The sequence below is a fragment of the Aeromicrobium yanjiei genome, assembly GCF_009649075.1.
In the GTDB taxonomy this organism is placed as follows: domain Bacteria; phylum Actinomycetota; class Actinomycetes; order Propionibacteriales; family Nocardioidaceae; genus Aeromicrobium; species Aeromicrobium yanjiei.
Genome location: NZ_CP045737.1, coordinates 2,947,382 through 2,964,060, shown reverse-complemented (window position 1 = coordinate 2,964,060; position 16,679 = coordinate 2,947,382). Strand labels below are relative to the sequence as shown.

At 70.8% G+C, this 16,679-nt stretch carries 17 protein-coding genes; 12 read left to right on the top strand and 5 right to left on the bottom strand.

Annotated features, from left to right (window positions below):
* Positions 1-65: 65 nt before the first annotated feature.
* From GEV26_RS14485 to purH, 3 genes are read left to right on the top strand one after another with little or no spacing between them, the layout of a single operon-like run.
* Positions 66-1,274 carry a cell division protein PerM gene (locus GEV26_RS14485; protein WP_153654177.1) on the top strand — a complete coding sequence of 403 codons (1,209 nt, stop codon included), beginning with the start codon at positions 66-68 and terminating at the stop codon, positions 1,272-1,274.
* Positions 1,183-1,821, top strand: a complete 639-nt coding sequence (gene purN / locus GEV26_RS14480) for a phosphoribosylglycinamide formyltransferase (protein WP_412838307.1) — start codon at positions 1,183-1,185, stop codon at positions 1,819-1,821. The genes GEV26_RS14485 and purN overlap by 92 nt, the downstream gene beginning before the upstream one ends.
* 10 nt (positions 1,822-1,831) lie before the next feature.
* The gene (gene purH / locus GEV26_RS14475) at positions 1,832-3,385 is read left to right on the top strand and encodes a bifunctional phosphoribosylaminoimidazolecarboxamide formyltransferase/IMP cyclohydrolase (protein ID WP_153654173.1); all 1,554 of its coding nucleotides are present in this window, start codon (positions 1,832-1,834) and stop codon (positions 3,383-3,385) included.
* Here purH and GEV26_RS14470 read toward each other — a convergent pair.
* The 3 genes from GEV26_RS14470 to GEV26_RS14460 all read right to left on the bottom strand — a co-directional run bounded on the left by GEV26_RS14470 (position 3,345) and on the right by GEV26_RS14460 (position 4,834).
* A complete protein-coding gene (locus GEV26_RS14470) occupies positions 3,345-3,611 on the bottom strand; it encodes a helix-turn-helix domain-containing protein (RefSeq protein WP_153654171.1) in 267 nt (88 codons plus the stop codon). The genes purH and GEV26_RS14470 overlap by 41 nt on opposite strands.
* Positions 3,611-4,111, bottom strand: a complete 501-nt coding sequence (locus tag GEV26_RS14465) for a DUF2975 domain-containing protein (protein ID WP_153654169.1) — start codon at positions 4,109-4,111, stop codon at positions 3,611-3,613. The genes GEV26_RS14470 and GEV26_RS14465 overlap by 1 nt, the downstream gene beginning before the upstream one ends.
* Positions 4,112-4,186: 75 nt before the next feature.
* On the bottom strand, positions 4,187-4,834 hold the full coding sequence (locus tag GEV26_RS14460) for a TetR/AcrR family transcriptional regulator (RefSeq protein ID WP_153654167.1): 648 nt from the start codon (positions 4,832-4,834) through the stop codon (positions 4,187-4,189).
* Positions 4,835-4,968: 134 nt separating this feature from the next.
* Here GEV26_RS14460 and GEV26_RS14455 point away from each other — a divergent pair, with 134 nt between their 5' ends.
* Together GEV26_RS14455 and GEV26_RS17925 are read left to right on the top strand one after the other, a co-directional pair.
* Positions 4,969-5,820, top strand: coding sequence for a bifunctional methylenetetrahydrofolate dehydrogenase/methenyltetrahydrofolate cyclohydrolase (locus tag GEV26_RS14455; protein WP_153654165.1), 852 nt, complete (start codon positions 4,969-4,971; stop codon positions 5,818-5,820).
* Positions 5,817-6,092 (top strand): DUF3017 domain-containing protein, encoded by a 276-nt coding sequence (locus GEV26_RS17925; RefSeq protein WP_194839876.1) that lies wholly within the window; start codon positions 5,817-5,819, stop codon positions 6,090-6,092. Before GEV26_RS14455 ends, GEV26_RS17925 begins: the two co-directional genes overlap by 4 nt.
* Positions 6,093-6,191: 99 nt before the next feature.
* Here the strand turns inward: GEV26_RS17925 and GEV26_RS14445 are convergent, their stop codons facing one another.
* Positions 6,192-7,181: a malate dehydrogenase gene (locus GEV26_RS14445; protein WP_153654161.1), complete on the bottom strand. Its 990-nt coding sequence runs from the start codon at positions 7,179-7,181 to the stop codon at positions 6,192-6,194.
* A 214-nt stretch (positions 7,182-7,395) separates the two neighbouring features.
* On the opposite strand from GEV26_RS14445, the gene GEV26_RS14440 reads away from it, so the two are divergent.
* From GEV26_RS14440 to GEV26_RS14430, 3 genes are all read left to right on the top strand, one after another.
* Positions 7,396-9,609, top strand: coding sequence for an NADP-dependent isocitrate dehydrogenase (locus GEV26_RS14440; protein WP_153654159.1), 2,214 nt, complete (start codon positions 7,396-7,398; stop codon positions 9,607-9,609).
* A 97-nt stretch (positions 9,610-9,706) separates the two neighbouring features.
* Positions 9,707-10,588, top strand: a complete 882-nt coding sequence (locus tag GEV26_RS14435; protein WP_153654157.1) for a hypothetical protein — start codon at positions 9,707-9,709, stop codon at positions 10,586-10,588.
* 75 nt (positions 10,589-10,663) lie between these two features.
* On the top strand, positions 10,664-11,866 hold the full coding sequence (locus GEV26_RS14430) for an MFS transporter (RefSeq protein WP_243838772.1): 1,203 nt from the start codon (positions 10,664-10,666) through the stop codon (positions 11,864-11,866).
* 15 nt (positions 11,867-11,881) lie between these two features.
* Here the strand turns inward: GEV26_RS14430 and kynA are convergent, their stop codons facing one another.
* A complete protein-coding gene (gene kynA, locus GEV26_RS14425; RefSeq protein ID WP_153654155.1) occupies positions 11,882-12,718 on the bottom strand; it encodes a tryptophan 2,3-dioxygenase in 837 nt (278 codons plus the stop codon).
* A gap of 42 nt (positions 12,719-12,760) precedes the next feature.
* On the opposite strand from kynA, the gene GEV26_RS14420 reads away from it, so the two are divergent.
* The 4 genes from GEV26_RS14420 (at position 12,761) to GEV26_RS14405 (ending at position 16,624) form a co-directional block, all read left to right on the top strand.
* Positions 12,761-13,678, top strand: coding sequence for an ATP-binding cassette domain-containing protein (locus GEV26_RS14420; protein WP_153654154.1), 918 nt, complete (start codon positions 12,761-12,763; stop codon positions 13,676-13,678).
* Positions 13,675-14,493, top strand: coding sequence for an ABC transporter permease (locus GEV26_RS14415; protein ID WP_153654152.1), 819 nt, complete (start codon positions 13,675-13,677; stop codon positions 14,491-14,493). Before GEV26_RS14420 ends, GEV26_RS14415 begins: the two co-directional genes overlap by 4 nt.
* 51 nt (positions 14,494-14,544) lie before the next feature.
* On the top strand, positions 14,545-15,270 hold the full coding sequence (locus GEV26_RS14410) for an acyltransferase (protein WP_243838771.1): 726 nt from the start codon (positions 14,545-14,547) through the stop codon (positions 15,268-15,270).
* A gap of 67 nt (positions 15,271-15,337) precedes the next feature.
* On the top strand, positions 15,338-16,624 hold the full coding sequence (locus GEV26_RS14405) for a GAF domain-containing protein (RefSeq protein WP_153654150.1): 1,287 nt from the start codon (positions 15,338-15,340) through the stop codon (positions 16,622-16,624).
* The last annotated feature ends 55 nt before the right edge of the window (positions 16,625-16,679 follow it).

Genomic DNA, 16,679 nt, shown 5'->3' with positions numbered 1-16,679 from the left:
TCAGCCTCCTCGGTGATCGGCGTGCCTGTGTGCGACGCGCCAACTTTACAGGGGATGATGAAGCGGTGCCCGAGCCCGCTGAGTCCTCCTTCCTCCGGCCCGCCTTCCTGACCGCCCTCGTCGCCGCCCTCGTCTCGATCGGTGTCTCCGCGGTCCTGGTGCTGCTGGCCCGGGGCGCCTCCGACCTCTCGCTCGTGTCGTTCGGCCGGGCGAGCGTCCGCACGTGGCTGGTCTCGATGGGATCGGGCATCGAGGCCGGAGCGGTCTCCGTGGGGCTCGTGCCGCTGGGGGCGACGCTGGTCTGCCTCGTGATCGTGGCCGCGGTCGCCGCCTGGATCGTGGCCGAGCCGCTCCACGACCTCGTGGCCTTCGCGGCCTCGTCCGCGGGTGCGTACGGCGTCATCGCCGGGGTCGCCTCGACCGTCACCAATGCGGGCGAGGTCGACATCTCCACGACCCGCGCCGCGCTGGCCGCCTTCGTGGTCGGTGGGCTGGGGGCCGCGCTCGGATCGGCCGTCCGGCACCGGGACGCCGAGCGCTGGTGGTTCACCTCGTCGGAGGACGTCCGCGCGGTGATCCGCGCCGCGGTGCCCGGGATCGCCGCCGTGCTGGTGAGTGCGACCGCGGTCGTGGCGGTGCTGCTGGTCCGCGGTGTGGCCCGCGCAGGCGACCTCTGGGCGCTGCTCGACCCGGGACCGGGCGGCGGAGTGGCGCTCGGGGTCGGGTCCCTGCTGGCCGTCCCGACGCTGATCCTGTGGACCACCTCGGTCCTGCTCGGTCCTGGTTTCGCACTCGGCACCGACACCTCGGTCGATCTCAGCGGCGCCCAGCTCGGCCAGGTGCCGGGCTTCCCCGTCCTCGCCGGTCTGCCCGCGCCGGGTCAGTTCCCCGACTGGGTCTTCGTGCTGGGGCTCGTGCCGCTGCTCGCGGGCGCCCTGTGCGGCTGGCGGCTCCTCCCGGGTGCGCGCGAGGGCGTCCTGGCCAGGGTTGCGCTCGGTGCCGCCGCCGGCGCGCTCGCCGGACTCGTCCTCGGGGTGCTGGTCGCACTGTCCGGAGGGGCGATCGGTCCGGGGCGCATGGCTGATGCCGGCCCGCCCGCCCTGACCCCCCTGCTCGTCGCCGTGCCCGTCATGGCGGTGGGCGGGGCCATCGGCGCGGCGCTCAACCACTATCGTGGTGGCCGTGCCCCTCGCCCCTCGGACACCAGCGCGACTGGTCGTCCTCGTCTCTGGCAGCGGGACGAACCTGCAGGCGCTGATCGACGCGTCCACTGACCCGGCGTACGGGGCGCAGATCGTGGCGGTCGGCGCCGACCGTGACGGCATCGAGGGCCTGGCCCGCGCCGAGCGTCACGAGATCCCCACCTTCGTCCTGCGCACCGCTGAGTTCGAGGACCGCCAGGCCTGGGACATCGCCCTGGCGGACAAGGTCGCGTCGTACGATCCCGATCTCGTGGTCCTGGCCGGCTTCATGAAGCTCACCGGGCCCGCGTTCCTGGCCCTGTTCGGCGGGCGCACGCTCAACACCCACCCGGCACTGTCCCCGGCGTTCCCCGGCATGCACGGACCCCGTGACGCCCTCGCGTACGGCGTCAAGGTCACCGGAGCGACGCTCTTCGTCGTCGACGAGGGGGTCGACACCGGACCGATCGTGGCCCAGGTCGCGGTGCCCGTCCTGGACGAGGACGACGAGAGCTCCCTGCACGAGCGGATCAAGACGAGCGAGCGCGCGATGCTGGTCGAGTGGGTCGGCACGCTCGCGCGCGAAGGTTTCCACCTCGACGACCGGGCCGTGCGGCTCGGCCCGGACCACCCCCGATGAAAGAGCTGGCATGACTGACGCACCCCGCCCCCTGAAGCGCGCCCTCGTCTCGGTCTACGACAAGACCGGCCTCGAGGAGCTCGCGCGCGACCTGCACGCCGCGGGTGTCTCGATCGTGTCGACCGGCTCCACCGCCAAGACCATCGAGGCCGCAGGCGTGCCGGTGACCCCGGTCGAGGAGCTCACGGGCTTCCCCGAGTGCCTGGACGGGCGGGTCAAGACGCTGCACCCGCGGGTCCACGCCGGCATCCTGGCCGATCTGCGGCTCGACTCGCACGTCGAGCAGCTGGCCGAGCTCGAGATCGAGCCCTTCGACCTGGTGATCGTCAACCTCTACCCGTTCCGCGAGACCGTCGACTCCGGCGCGACGCCCGACGAGTGCGTCGAGCAGATCGACATCGGCGGACCGTCGATGGTCCGTGCCGCGGCCAAGAACCACCCCAGCGTCGCGGTGGTCGTCTCCCCGTCGGCGTACGACGACGTCCGCGCCGCGATCGCGGCAGGCGGCTTCACGCTCGAGCAGCGCAAGCAGCTCGCGGGGCGGGCGTTCGCCCACACCGCCGCGTATGACGTCGCCGTCGCCGCGTGGTTCGCCAGCGGCTACGCAGCCTCCGAGGACGGCTGGCCCGAGTTCGCCGGCGAGGTGTGGGACAAGTCCACGGTGCTCCGCTACGGCGAGAACCCGCACCAGGGGGCGGCCCTCTACACCGACGGCACCGGAGGGCTCGCCGAGGCCGAGCAGCTGCACGGCAAGGAGATGTCGTACAACAACTACGTCGACACCGACGCGGCGCGCCGCGCTGCGTACGACTTCGACCAGCCGGCCGTGGCCATCATCAAGCACGCCAACCCGTGCGGCATCGCCGTCGGCGCGGACGTGGCCGAGGCGCACGCGCGGGCCCACGCCTGCGATCCGGTCTCGGCCTTCGGCGGCGTCATCGCGACCAACCGCCCGGTCAGCGTCGCGATGGCCGAGCAGGTCGCCGAGGTCTTCACCGAGGTCATCGTCGCCCCGGACTACGAGCCCGGAGCGCTCGAGGTGCTGCAGGGCAAGAAGAACATCCGTGTCCTGCGCTGTGCCGGCGGTGACGACACGGTGGGCGAGTTCCGTCAGATCAGCGGCGGCGTCGTCGTCCAGGTGCGCGACCACGTCGACGCCGAGGGTGACGACCCGTCCACCTGGACCCTCGCGGCGGGTGAGCCCGTGGACGAGGCGACTCTGGCCGATCTGGCGTTCGCGTGGACCGCGTGCCGTGCGGTGAAGTCCAATGCGATCCTCCTGGCCAAGGACGGCGCCTCGGTCGGCGTCGGCATGGGCCAGGTCAACCGGGTCGACTCGTGCCGCCTCGCGGTCGAGCGGGCCGGTGCCGAGCGCTCGACCGGTGCCGTCGCGGCCTCCGACGCGTTCTTCCCGTTCGCCGACGGCCTACAGGTGCTGCTCGACGCCGGGGTCAAGGCTGTCGTGCAGCCGGGCGGATCGGTGCGGGACGAGGAGTCGATCGCGGCGGCCGAGGCCGCCGGCGTCACGATGTACGTGACGGGGACCCGGCACTTCTTCCACTGAGCGGCGGCTGCTCCTCGGCGTCGTCGGGGACCCAGCGCAGCAGGTCCCCGGGCTGGCAGTCCAGCGCGACGCACAGGGCCTCCAGCGTGGTGAACCGCACCGCCTTGGCCCGGCCGTTCTTGAGCACCGCGAGATTGGCGGGGGTGATGCCCACGAGCTCGGCGAGGGTGGCGACCGACATCTTGCGGCGGGCCTGCATGACGTCGATGTCCACGACGATCGCCATCAGATCACCTCGCCGAGCTCAGACTCGAGCTGCTGGGCCCGGACGTCGCGCTCGACGGCCTGCACCAGCAGTGCGCGCTGCACGGTGACGATGAGCGCGACGCCCGCGAGCAGCACGCCGAGTCCTCCGATGAGCAGGACCACCCCGGGCGCGGCCGCCTCGCCGGGGGCCAGGACCGCACCGAGCGCGAACATCAGCGCAGCCGCCACCGCGATCGCACCGATGACCACGTCGACGTGGCGAAAGGCGCGAGGTGAGAAGACGGTGCCTCGCCGGACCATGGTCAGCAGGCGCCACACGCTGATCATCGAGACCTGCACGCACACGATCGCGAGCAGGATGATCACCACGACGGGGACCCGGACGGCTGCGACGTCGTCGTTGACGTCCTCGGACAGGTCGGTCGCCAGCAGCGGCACGATGACGACCTGCACGAACAACGAGCCGAGGACGATGGCGGCGATCACGAGTCGCAGCACGAGGATGGTGGGTCGGGCCATGAGCGGATCCAATCGTCGGTCGATACTAATCTATCGACAAACAATCGAATTGAGAAGAGAGAACAGCGTAATTGCTCAGGCCGGCTCGGGCCGCAGCGTCGCGAGCGTGCGGTCGACTCCGTCCGGCCCGAGGGTGTGCGCGGCGACGAGGTCGCGGACCGCGGCGGTCAGGATGCGGGCCTCCTCGTCCTCGGCGTAGACGCCGGCCTGTCGGCGCAGTGCCGTGCCCGCGACGAGGGAGACGATCATTGCGGCAAGGCGTTCAGGCCGGTCGACGCCCAGCTGGCCGAGGACGCTGGTCGCCACCGCCTCGAGCGAGGTGATGGCCGCCTGGGCGGCGTGACGCAGCCCGGGCTCGCGCGCGGCCGCCAGGAAGATGGACAGCTCCACGGCCGCGGCCTCCGGGCCGCGGTGGGCGAAGACGTTGCCCATGAACGTCGCCGCCTCGTCCAGGCTCACGGACACGTCGATGTCGATCTGCGCGAGCGCGTCCAGCTCAACCGTCCACTGCGTGATGTGGGAGCTGAGGGCCTCACGGATCAGCTCGTCGATCGACTCGAAGTAGTACGTCGTGGTGGCGGGAGGAAGGCCCGCGCGGGCGGCGACGGCACGGTGCGTGATCGCCCGGGACCCGCCTTCGATGAACAGGTCGATCGCCGCCGCCAGCAGCTCGTCACGACGCACGCGGCTGCGTTCTTGGGACAGCTGGGCACGGGTGACCATCGATGCTCCCTCGGGAAATGTTACGCATTCACGTGCCTGGACCTGCTCCAGACATCGCTACGCAGGAGAGTCTAGGCGTCCGTCCGGCTCGGCCCGTCGCCGATTTGGCGCCCCGGACGTGAAACACTCGTCCCGTGACAGCGCAGATCCTCGACGGCAAGGCGGCCGCAGCCGCGATCAAGAGCGAGCTCCGTGAGCGGGTGAACGCTCTTCGCGAGAAGGGAGTCGTGCCCGGCCTCGGCACGATCCTCGTGGGCAACGACCCGGGCAGCCAGTGGTACGTCGCGGGCAAGCACCGCGACTGCGCCGAGGTCGGCATCGAGTCGATCCGGATCGACCTGCCCGAGACCGCGAGCCAGGGCGACGTCGAGGCCGCGATCGACCAGCTCAACGCAGACCCGTCGTGCACCGGCTACATCCTGCAGCTGCCGCTGCCCAAGGGCCTGGACGAGAACGCCGCGATCGGGCGCATCGACCCCGACAAGGACGCGGACGGCCTGCACCCGACCAATCTCGGTTGGCTCGTGCTGGGCAAGGAGGCGCCGCTGCCGTGCACGCCGCGCGGCATCATCGAGCTGCTCCGCCGCCACGACGTCCCGATCGCGGGGCAGCACGTCGTCGTGGTCGGCCGCGGCATCACCGTCGGACGTCCCATGGGGCTGCTCCTGACCCGTCGCTCCGAGAACGCGACCGTGACGCTGTGCCACACCGGCACGAAAGATCTCGCTGCAGAGGTGCGCCGCGCGGACATCGTGATCGCCGCGGCGGGCGTCCCCGGCATCATCCGCGCCGACATGGTCAAGCCCGGTGCGGCCCTGCTCGACGTGGGCGTGAGCCGGGACGCGAATGGCATCGTCGGCGACGTCGACCCCGCGGCGTACGAGGTCGCGGGCTGGATCTCGCCCAACCCCGGCGGCGTGGGTCCGATGACCCGTGCCCTGCTGCTGGCCAACGTGGTCGACACCGCCGAGCGTCTCCACCCGTGAGGGGACCCCGCAGCCGCGGCTCGCAGCTGTACCTGCTGCAGCTGCTGGTCGTCCTCGTCGGGCTCGTGCTCGTCGTGGTCGGACCGTGGCGCGTGGGGATCGTCGCGATCGGCGCCGCGTTCGTCGTGGGAGCGCTCGCCCGCTCGGTCGTGCCGATCGACCACACCGGCATGCTGCGGGTGCGCGGCAAGGCGTTCGACATCTTCTGGATGGCGACCCTGGGGTCGGCGCTGATCGTGCTCGCCTGGGTCATCCCCGGCCAGCCCGGCTGAGGGCTCCGAACGCGAAAGGCCCCCGAACGCCAGTGGCGCAGCGCGGCTGGACTCCCTGGGGAACCAGTCACGCTGCGCCACTCATGGGGCGGGGTCGGCTCAGATGAGGCCGAGCTCCTTGACCGCGTCGCGCTCCTCGATGAGCTCGGCCGCGGTCGCGTCCATCTTGCTGCGCGAGAACTCGTCGATCTCGAGACCCTGGACGATCTCCCAGTCACCGTTCTTGGTCGTCACGGGGAAGGAGTAGATCAGGCCCTCGGGGACGTCGTACGAGCCGTCGGAGCGGACAGCCATCGACGCCCAGTCACCTTCGGGCGTGCCCTGCAGCCAGTCGCGGGCCGCGTCGATCGTGGCGGACGCCGCGGAGGCGGCCGAGGACGAACCGCGGGCCTCGATGATCGCGGCGCCGCGCTTGGCGACGGTCGGGATGAAGTCGTTCTCGATCCACGACTGGTCGTTGACCGTCTCGGCGGCGTTCTTGCCCGCGATCTCCGCGTGGAAGATGTCGGGGTACTGGGTCGCGGAGTGGTTGCCCCAGATCGTGACCTTCTTGATGTCCGACACGGCCGAGCCGGTCTTGGCGGCCAGCTGCGAGATCGCCCGGTTGTGATCGAGACGCGTCAGCGCGGAGAAGCGCTCCTGCGGGATGTCGGGGGCGTTCGTCATGGCGATCAGCGCGTTGGTGTTGGCGGGGTTTCCGGTGACACCGATGCGGACGTCGTCGGCCGCGACCTTGTTGAGCGCCTTGCCCTGCGCGGTGAAGATCGCGCCGTTCGCCGACAGCAGGTCGCCGCGCTCCATGCCCGGGCCGCGCGGACGCGCGCCGACGAGGAGGGCGAGGTTGACGCCGTCGAAGATCTTCTCGGCGTCGTCGCCGATCTCGACGCCCGCGAGGGTCGGGAACGCGCAGTCGTCGAGCTCCATGACGACGCCCTCGAGCGCCTTCAGCGCCGGGGTGATCTCGAGCAGCTGCAGCTGGATCGGGGTGTCAGGACCGAGCAGCGAACCGCTGGCGAGTCGAAAGAGAAGGCTGTAGCCGATCTGGCCGGCAGCGCCGGTGACGGCGACCTTGACGGGGGTTGTGCTCACGAGAGGTGCTCCTTGAACGGTGCGGAAATCTGGGAGATACCTTCCGAAAGTAGCGCAGCCGCGTCCCGAAGGCGCCCCGGGGGCGGTGCGGGTGCCGCGGACCGACACGGGCGTTTCGGCTCCCGGAGGGGACGGCAGCGCCCCGGCGCCGAGTGAGATATCTTGATGTCAAACAACTTTCCTGGCGTCCCACTCTGGAGGAGACACCGCTCTCATGGCCACGATCATCTACACCCACACCGACGAGGCCCCGCTCCTCGCCACCTACTCGTTCCTCCCCATCGTCGAGGCCTACGCCTCGACCGCCGGGGTCGAGGTCGAGACCCGCGACATCTCGCTGGCCGGGCGCATCATCGCCCTGTTCGGCGACCGCCTGCGCCCCGAGCAGCAGATCGGTGACGCACTGGCCGAGCTGGGCGAGCTGGCCAAGACGCCCGAGGCCAACATCATCAAGCTGCCCAACATCAGTGCCTCGGTGCCGCAGCTCAAGGCGGCCATCGCCGAGCTGCAGTCGCAGGGCTACGACCTCCCCGACTACCCGGACGACCCGCAGACCGACGAGGACCGGGACGTCCGCGCGCGCTACGACAAGGTCAAGGGAAGTGCGGTCAACCCGGTCCTGCGCGAGGGCAACTCCGATCGCCGCGCACCCGCGTCGGTCAAGAACTACGCCCGCAAGCACCCGCACTCGATGGGTGCGTGGAGCAGCGACTCCAAGACCAACGTCGCCACGATGGGCGCGGACGACTTCCGCTCCAACGAGAAGTCGGTCGTCATCGACGCCGATACGACCGTGTCGATCCAGCACGTGGGCGCCGACGGCACCACGACGACGCTGAAGGACGCCTTCCCCGTCCTCGCGGGCGAGATCGTCGACGGCACGGTCATGCGCGCGGCCGCCCTCGACTCGTTCCTCGCCGCGCAGGTCGCCCGGGCCAAGGAGGAGGGTGTCCTGTTCTCGGTGCACCTCAAGGCCACGATGATGAAGGTCTCGGACCCGATCATCTTCGGCCACGTCGTCAAGGCGTTCTTCCCGGCGGTCTTCGAGCAGTACGGCGCCGACCTCCAGGCCGCGGGCCTCAGCCCGAGCAACGGCCTCGGCGGCATCCTGGCCGGCCTCGACAAGCTCCCCAACGGCGCCGAGATCAAGGCCGCGTTCGAGCAGGGACTCGCGGACGGCCCCCCGCTGGCGATGGTCGACTCCGACAAGGGCATCACCAACCTGCACGTCCCGAGCGATGTCATCGTCGATGCGTCCATGCCGGCCATGATCCGCACGTCGGGCCACATGTGGGGCCCCGACGGCAACGAGGCCGACACCCTCGCGGTGATCCCCGACAGCTCGTACGCGGGCGTCTACCAGACCGTGATCGACGACTGCCGCGCCAACGGCGCGTACGACCCGACGACCATGGGCTCGGTGCCCAACGTGGGCCTCATGGCGCAGGCGGCCGAGGAGTACGGCAGCCACGACAAGACGTTCGAGATCGCGGAGACCGGCACGGTCCAGGTCGTCGCCGCCGACGGCACGGTGCTGATCGAGCACGCGGTCGAGCCCGGCGACGTGTGGCGTGCGTGCCAGACCAAGGACGTCCCGATCCGCGACTGGGTCAAGCTCGCCGTGACGCGCGCCCGGGCGTCCGACACCCCCGCGGTGTTCTGGCTCGACCCGTCGCGCGCCCACGACGCCAACCTCATCGAGAAGGTGCGGACGTACCTGGCCGAGCACGACACCGACGGCCTGACGATCGAGATCATGTCCCCGGTCGAGGCGACCCAGTACTCGATCGACCGCATCCGCAAGGGTGAGGACACGATCTCGGTGACCGGCAACGTGCTGCGTGACTACAACACGGACCTGTTCCCGATCCTCGAGCTGGGCACGAGCGCCAAGATGCTCTCGATCGTCCCGCTCATCAACGGCGGCGGACTGTTCGAGACCGGCGCCGGCGGCTCGGCTCCCAAGCACGTGCAGCAGCTCGTGAAGGAGAACTACCTGCGCTGGGACAGCCTGGGCGAGTTCCTGGCCCTGGCCTCGAGCTTCGAGCACATGGCGACCACGACCGGCAACGCCCGGGCGCAGATCCTGGCCGACACCCTCGACCGGGCCACCGGCACGTTCCTCGACGAGAACAAGTCGCCGGGACGCAAGCTGGGCACGATCGACAACCGTGGAAGCCACTTCTACCTGGCGCTCTACTGGGCCAAGGAGCTGAGCAGCCAGACCGAGGACGCCGACCTCGCGGCCGCGTTCACCGAGGTCGCCGACGCGCTCGTCAGCAACGAGCAGAAGATCGTCGACGAGCTCCTGGCGGTGCAGGGCTCCCCGGCCGACATCGGCGGCTACTACCGCCCCGACGAGACCAAGGTGAAGGCGGTCATGCGTCCCTCGGGCACGCTGCTCGAGGTGCTGGCCACGCTCAGCTGACGTTCCGCGTCATGAAGTGAGGGGCACGGACTCTTCGTGAGTGTCCGGGACGGTGTCTGCGAGCCGTCCCGGACACCTCACGAGCAGAAGGTGTCCCATGAAGAAGCTCCTCCTCGCGCTGTCCGTCCTGGCCCTCGCGGCGGCCGGCCTCGTGCTGCCGAGATCCTCGGCGGACGCCGAGGGGGCGCTGGTGGCGCCCGTCATCTCGGGCACCGGACGCGTGGGCGAGACGCTCACGATCAAGAGCCTCGGCTCGCTCGAGGGTGACTCGGGCGGCTACACGTACGTCTGGTTGTGGGACGGTGAGCAGGTCCCCGGCCCCGGCGACACCGGCCCGGAGCACACGGTCACGCCCGAGGACGTCGGACAGCGCCTGAGCGTCCTGGTCCGACCGTACGACGAGAGCCGCGAGCCGCTGCGGTCCAACGAGATCGTGGCGACGAAGCGCGGACTCGCCGCACCCGGTGTCAGGGTCAGCGGCACGGCCGCGGTCAAGCGCACCCTGACGGCCACGTTCACGAGCCCGGGCACGGAGGGCGCCTCGGTCATCTCGTCGTGGACCCGCGACGGGCTCGACATCCTCGGGGCGTCCGGGCAGACGTACCTGCTGACCACCGAGGACGCCGGACGCTCGATCGCGTTCCGGACGACCTCGGTCAAGGACGATGCACCTGAGCTGGAGACGAGCACGGCCGCGCTGCGGATCCCCGCGTACGCCGGGAGCCGGCCCACGGTCTCGGGCACGTTCAAGGTGGGCAAGAAGGTCAAGATCAAGAGCCGCGGGGCCTGGAGCGGTGCGGGCTACCGCTACACGACGTTCCGCTGGCTGCGCAACGGCAAGCCGATCTCGGGGGCGACCAAGTCGACCTACAAGCTGACCAAGAAGGACCGGCGCAAGCGGGTGTCCGTGCGGGTCACCGGCACCAAGAAGGGATTCGCGTCCGTCGCTGCGGTCAGCGCGAGCACCAAGGTGAGATGACGCCGCCCGCGAGTGTGACGTGACACGCAGGTCGACCGGGGAACACCTCGGCGCCGGGACGGCTTGCACTGAAGTGTGACTGTTCTCGAGACCCCTCTGCGCACGCGGCACGTGTCGCTGGCCCTGATCGCCCTCGCCATGGGCGGATTCGCCATCGGCACGACCGAGTTCATGACGATGGGGCTGCTGGAGGAGATCGCCGACGGCATCCAGCGCACCAACGCCGAGACCGGTCACCTCATCACGGCGTACGCGTTCGGTGTCGTGATCGGCGCGCCGATCATCGTCTCCCTCGGCGCGCGCCTGCCCAAGAAGGGGCTCGCGATCGGGCTGATCCTCGCGCTCGGTCTCGGCAACGCGATCACCGCGCTGGCCAGCGGCTACCTGCCCGTCATGGCGGCGCGATTCGTCGCGGGCCTGCCGCACGGCGCCTACTTCGGCGTCGCCTCGCTGCTCGCAGCCTCCCTCGTACGTCCTGAGATGCGGGGACGCGCCGTCAGCTCGGTGATGCTCGGGCTGTCGGTCGCGACCGTGGCGGGTGTGCCTGCGAGCACGCTCCTCGGCCAGTCGCTGGGGTGGCGCAGCGCGTACTGGGCCGTGCTCGGCATCGCGGCCGCTGCCGCCCTCATGATCTTCGTGTTCGTCCCGCACTCGCCGGCCAACACCGGCGCCTCCGTGCGCGGAGAGCTCTCGGCCCTCAAGCAGCCCCAGGTGCTGTTCGCGGTCGCGGCCGGCATGGTCGGCTTCGGCGGCCTGTTCGCGATGTACAGCTACATCGCGCCGATCGTCACCAAGGTCGCCGATCTCGACGCCGGGTGGATCGCCGTCTTCACGCTCGCCTTCGGCCTCGGCTCGGTGGTCGGCTCCTGGGCTGCGGGCCTGCTGGCCGACTGGGACGTCGAGCGTTCGGTCCTGGCCGGGTTCATCGCCACACCGCTGGTCCTGGTCGCGTTCTACTTCGCCGCGGCGCAGGTCGTGCCGGCGCTCGTGCTGGTCTTCGCCGTCGGCGCACTCGGCTCGATCGTCGCGATCAACCTGCAGATCCGGCTGATGGACGCCGCAGGGGAGGCGCAGATGCTCGGCGCCGCGCTGAACCACTCCTCGCTCAACATCGCGAACGGCCTCGGAGCGTTCTTCGGCTCGGTCATCATCCAGGCGGGCCACGGCTATCGTGCGACCAGCCTCGTCGGCGTGGTGCTGGCCACCTTGGGCCTGGCGATCTTCATCGTCGGCCTGCGCTACCAGCGCCGCTCCGAGCCCGTCCCCGTCCCCGCGTAGGAGGCCACCCGCGGGTCAGAGGTGGGTGCGGACGTCGCGGAGCTCGGGGAAGAACGTGAGCTCGAGCGCCTTCTGCAGGAAGTGGACGCCGGAAGACCCACCGGTGCCGCGCTTGAACCCGATGATGCGCTCGACGGTCTTGAGGTGGCGGAACCGCCAGAGCTGGAAGCTCTCCTCGACGTCGACCAGCTCCTCGCACATCTCGTACGCGTCCCAGTGGGCCTGCGGGTCGGCGTAGACCCGGCGGAACACCTCGACGACGCCCGGGTCCGCGGCGTACGGCTGGGTGAGGTCCCGGTCGAGGACGGTGGCCGGCACGTCGTGGCCGTGGCGGCGGAGATAGTGCAGGAACGCGTCGTAGAGGCTCGGCGACTCCAGGTCCGCCTGCAGCCCGGCGCGCAGCTCGGGATCGTGCGCGAAGACGTCGATCATCTGCGGGTTCTTGTTGCCGAGCAGGAACTCGACGGTGCGGTACTGGGGTGACTGGAACCCCGACGCCTTGCCGAGCGAGTCGCGGAACTGCACGTACTCCACGGGGGTCAGCGTCTCGAGCACCGACCACTGCTCGAACATCTGGCGCTGGATCGCCTTGACGCGTGCCAGCCGCTTGAGCGCGGGGGACAGCTCGTCCTCCGCCAGCAGGGCGATCGCGGAGCGCAGCTCATGGATCAGCTGCTTGAGCCACAGCTCGGTCACCTGGTGCTGGACGATGAACAGCATCTCGTCGTGGTGGTCCGAGACGGGACGCTGGGCCGACAGCAGGGTCGGCAGCTGGAGATAGCCGGCGTAGGTCATCTCGCCGCGGAGGTCGGTGGTGACCTCGTCCTCGATGGGTCGAAATGTGGGGTCCATGTCTGAACGGTAGGCGGTGCCGGTTCGTGGCAGGGTGAGCGGATGGCACTCATCGAGGCACGCTCGCTCGGCAAGGCGTACGGGAGCAACCGGGCGGTGCACGACCTGTCGTTCACGGTGCGGCCCGGCAGCGTCACCGGATTCCTCGGGCCGAACGGCTCGGGCAAGTCCACCACGATGCGGCTCATGCTGGGGCTGGACCGGGGTGAGGGGACCACGACGTACGACGGCCTGACCTTCGGCGAGCTGGACCACCCGATGCGGCACGTCGGGACGCTGCTGGAGGCCAAGCCGTTCCATCCCACCCGATCGGCGCGCAACCACCTGCGGATGCTCGCGGCGCCCAACCGCATCCCCGACAGCCGGGTCGACGAGGTCATCGAGATGGTCGGCCTGACCGGCGTCACCCGCGGCAAGCCGGGCAAGTTCAGCCTCGGGATGGGGCAACGGCTGGGCATCGCAGCGGCGCTGCTCGGCGATCCGGACACCCTGATCCTGGACGAGCCGAGCAACGGGCTGGACCCGCAGGGCATCACCTGGCTGCGCCACCTGCTCCAGTCGCTCGCCGCCGAGGGCCGCTCGGTGTTCGTGTCCAGCCACCTGCTGCAGGAGATGGGGATGCTGGCCGACCAGCTGGTCGTGATCGGGCGGGGCCGGATGCTCGCGAACGGCCCGGTGCAGGACTTCGTGTCGCACAGCCGCCTCGGCTCGGTGACGGTGCGGACGCCCGACGCAGCGCTGCTGCGCCCGGCCCTGGACGCGTTGGGCGCCACGATCGCCCCCGAGGGGGACGATCTCGTGGTCCGGGGCGTCTCGGCCGAGCAGGTCGGCGATGCGGCGCAGGCCGTGGGTGCACGCGTCCACCAGCTCACGACCCGGCAGGCGACGCTCGAGGAGGCCTTCCTCGAGGCCACCGGCCTGTCCGAGGAGTTCCGCGGGACCCAGGGGGAGCCGTCATGATGGACGCCCTGCGCTATGAGTACGTGCGCCTGCGGACGATCCGGTCGACGTACTGGCTGATCGGCATCGCACTCGCGCTGCAGGTGGTCTTCGCGGTGCTGATCGCCTGGTCGCTCGACCGCTCCACGTCGTTCGCCGGCGGTGACGAGACCTTCCAGGTGCTGGCGACGATCGGCGGCTCGACCGGTGCCCCGCTGCTGATGGCGTACGTCGTGGGCCTGCTGGGGGTGTTCTCGACCGGTCACGAGTACCGGCACGGCATGATCCGCGCAACCCTCACGGCGATCCCGAACCGCACGCACGTGTTCTGGGCCAAGGTGATCTCGACCGCCGTGATCGCCGCGGTGACGGCGGTGCTGTGCGTGCTGATCGGGCTGCTGTGCATCGCGGTCTACGGGCTCGACATGCCCCGCAGTGGGGCCTTCGTCGAGACGAGCGCCGGGATCGTGCTGTACACCGCGCTGTTCGCCCTGTCGGGCCTGGCGTACGCCGCGATCGTGCGCAACCAGACCGCGGCGGTTGCCCTGCTGATGCTGGTGCCGAGCCTGCTGGAGTTCATCGTCCAGAGCATCGTGGTCATCATCAAGACCAACTCGGCCGATCCGCGCGGCTCGGGAGGCATCACCGCGATCCTCAAGTACCTCCCGTACGACGCCGGCAGCCAGATGTACGTCCAGTCGTCGGTCGACGACTTCGTGCAGCGCGCCCTCGGTGCCGAGCCGTTCGGCGCGCTCGGTGGAGGGATCGTCATGGGGGTGTTCGTGGCCGCCCTGATCGCTCTCGCGTACACGCTGTTCGTGCGGCGCGACGCCTGAGCGTGCCGCCCCGACGACAGGGTGGACCGTGGCGGACGCGATGATGTCGCGGTGGACCTGAGCCCCCGCCCGACCCTGTCCGTCGAGCACCGAGACCGCCTGCGGGCGGCCGGCGCCGACGCCCCGGCCCTCGACGGGACGACCTGGCACCTCGCGACCGACGCGATGCCCGACTGGTGGCACGACTGCGGCAACGCCCTCTACCTGGCTGACGGCGCCTCGCTGCCCGACCACGTCCTGGCGTCGCTGCAGCTGTTCCCCGTGCGGGACGTGCTGGTCGCGGTCGGCTCGCACCTGGAGTGGCTCACCTCGCTGCTCGTCGGCGGCGACGGCGCGACGGTCTTCATCGGGCGCGAGTGTGCGCTCACGGCGGGGGAGCTCTACTGCGGAGCGGGCTCGCAGATCGTCCTGCACGGCCCGCTCGTCGCGACGCGCAGCGCGATCGTGGACGCCCGCAACGGCGGGAGCATCGTCGCGGAGCCCGATCAGCTCTGGGCCGCCGACGTGTACATCGCGACCGACGACATGCACCGCCTCGAGGACCGCCGGACGGGCGAGCGGATCAATCCGTACGGGGCACACATCCGCCTCGGCCGGCACGTGTGGCTGTGCCGCGACGCGGTCGTGACCGGCCACGTCGAGATCGGCGACGGGGCGGTCGTCGGGATGCGAAGCATGGTGCGTGGCCAGAAGGTGCCACCGCACACGGTCGCGGCGGGCTCGCCCGCGCGGATCGTCCGCGAGGACGTCGACTGGAGCCTCGACGACCTGCCCTGATCCCGGCTCGGGAGGCCCGCACGGCGATCGGCGTGACGCAGGTCACGTCGAGACGTAGACTCCGAGGATGGGTCGGACCAACGACCTCGCGATGCCACCGGGAGCCGACCCGGTCACCCTGTCGAGGTATCTCAACGCCGCGCACGACACGTTCGTGGCGTCGGGCCGAGGCGATCCCGCCCTTCGCGGTCTGGTGCTCGAGTCGTGGCGTCGCAGCGTCCGCAACGGGCTCGACCCCGAGCAGGTGCTCGCGGCCATCCGCCTCGACGACGCCGCGCTCGCGAGCATCCGCGACTCCCACCCGCTCGCTGCGGGCATGCCGGTGATCCGCGAGCTCCTGGTCGAGAGCGCCGCGGACGCAGGTCTCCTGGTCGCGGTGAGCGACGCCGCGGGGCAGCTGTTGTGGGTCGAGGGAGATGCGGCCCTCAGGGGGAGGGCCGAGGCCATGCACTTCCTGCCCGGCGCGGACTGGAGCGAGTCGAGCGTCGGCACCAACGCCCCCGGGACGGCGCTGGCCCTCGACCGGCCGGTGCAGATCTTCGGCCCCGAGCACCTCGCGCGGCAGGTCACCCCGTGGAGCTGCTCGGCGGCGCCGATCCACGACCCCGACACCGGTGCGATCCTCGGCGTCCTCGACCTCACCGGCGGCGTCGAGGTCGTGTCGCCCCAGAGCCTGTCGCTCGTCCGAGCGACGGTCGCGGCGGTCGAGGCCGAGCTGCGGATCGAGCGGCTGAGCCCACCGCGGCGTACGTCCGTCACGAGGCACGGGCGGCCGGCCCCGGCCCTCGAGGTGCTGGGAGTCCACGGAGCGACCCTGCGCCACGACACCACGACGACGCGACTGAGCCTGCGGCACAGCGAGATCATCCTGCTGCTCGCGGACTCGCAGGACGGGCTGACCACCGCCGAGCTCGCCGTCGCCCTCAACGACGACGACCAGGCGCCCGTGACGGTCCGGGCGGAGCTGTCCCGGCTCCGCGGTGTGCTGGGACCCGTCGGCCTGCTGTCGCGGCCCTACCGCGTCGACGGCGGCATCGTCACCGACGTCGCGCAGGTCAGGGACGACCTGGTGGCCGGTCGCCTGCGCCGGGCCGTCGCGCGCTACCGCGGGCCGGTGCTGCCCGCGTCCACGGCGCCGGGGGTCGAGCGGCTGCGCGACGAGCTGCACATGCGCGTCAGGTCGTGCCTGCTCGCCTCCGACGACGCCGATGCGCTGCTGTCGTTCGCCGACACCGATCACGGGCGCGACGACTTCGAGATCTGGGAACGGGTCCTGTCGATCCTGCCCCCCACGTCGCCGCGCGGTGCGCAGGTCGCGGGCCACGTGGCGAGGCTCGACGACGAGCTCGGCTGACGGCCCGTCGACATCCCAGGCCGCTGCAACGGCGCTGCAACGGGGCTGTGACTAG

Bases quoted from the DNA above. Each gene is read 5' to 3' on its own strand.
- GEV26_RS14460 (WP_153654167.1), bottom strand. From the start codon at position 4,834: ATGGTCACCCGTGCCCAGCTGTCCCAAGAACGCAGCCGCGTGCGTCGT.
- GEV26_RS14435 (WP_153654157.1), top strand. From the start codon at position 9,707: ATGAAGAAGCTCCTCCTCGCGCTGTCCGTCCTGGCCCTCGCGGCGGCC.
- GEV26_RS14470 (WP_153654171.1), bottom strand. From the start codon at position 3,611: ATGGCGATCGTCGTGGACATCGACGTCATGCAGGCCCGCCGCAAGATG.
- purH (WP_153654173.1), top strand. From the start codon at position 1,832: ATGACTGACGCACCCCGCCCCCTGAAGCGCGCCCTCGTCTCGGTCTAC.
- GEV26_RS14415 (WP_153654152.1), top strand. From the start codon at position 13,675: ATGATGGACGCCCTGCGCTATGAGTACGTGCGCCTGCGGACGATCCGG.
- GEV26_RS14420 (WP_153654154.1), top strand. From the start codon at position 12,761: ATGGCACTCATCGAGGCACGCTCGCTCGGCAAGGCGTACGGGAGCAAC.
- kynA (WP_153654155.1), bottom strand. From the start codon at position 12,718: ATGGACCCCACATTTCGACCCATCGAGGACGAGGTCACCACCGACCTC.
- GEV26_RS14465 (WP_153654169.1), bottom strand. From the start codon at position 4,111: ATGGCCCGACCCACCATCCTCGTGCTGCGACTCGTGATCGCCGCCATC.
- GEV26_RS14440 (WP_153654159.1), top strand. From the start codon at position 7,396: ATGGCCACGATCATCTACACCCACACCGACGAGGCCCCGCTCCTCGCC.
- GEV26_RS14405 (WP_153654150.1), top strand. From the start codon at position 15,338: ATGGGTCGGACCAACGACCTCGCGATGCCACCGGGAGCCGACCCGGTC.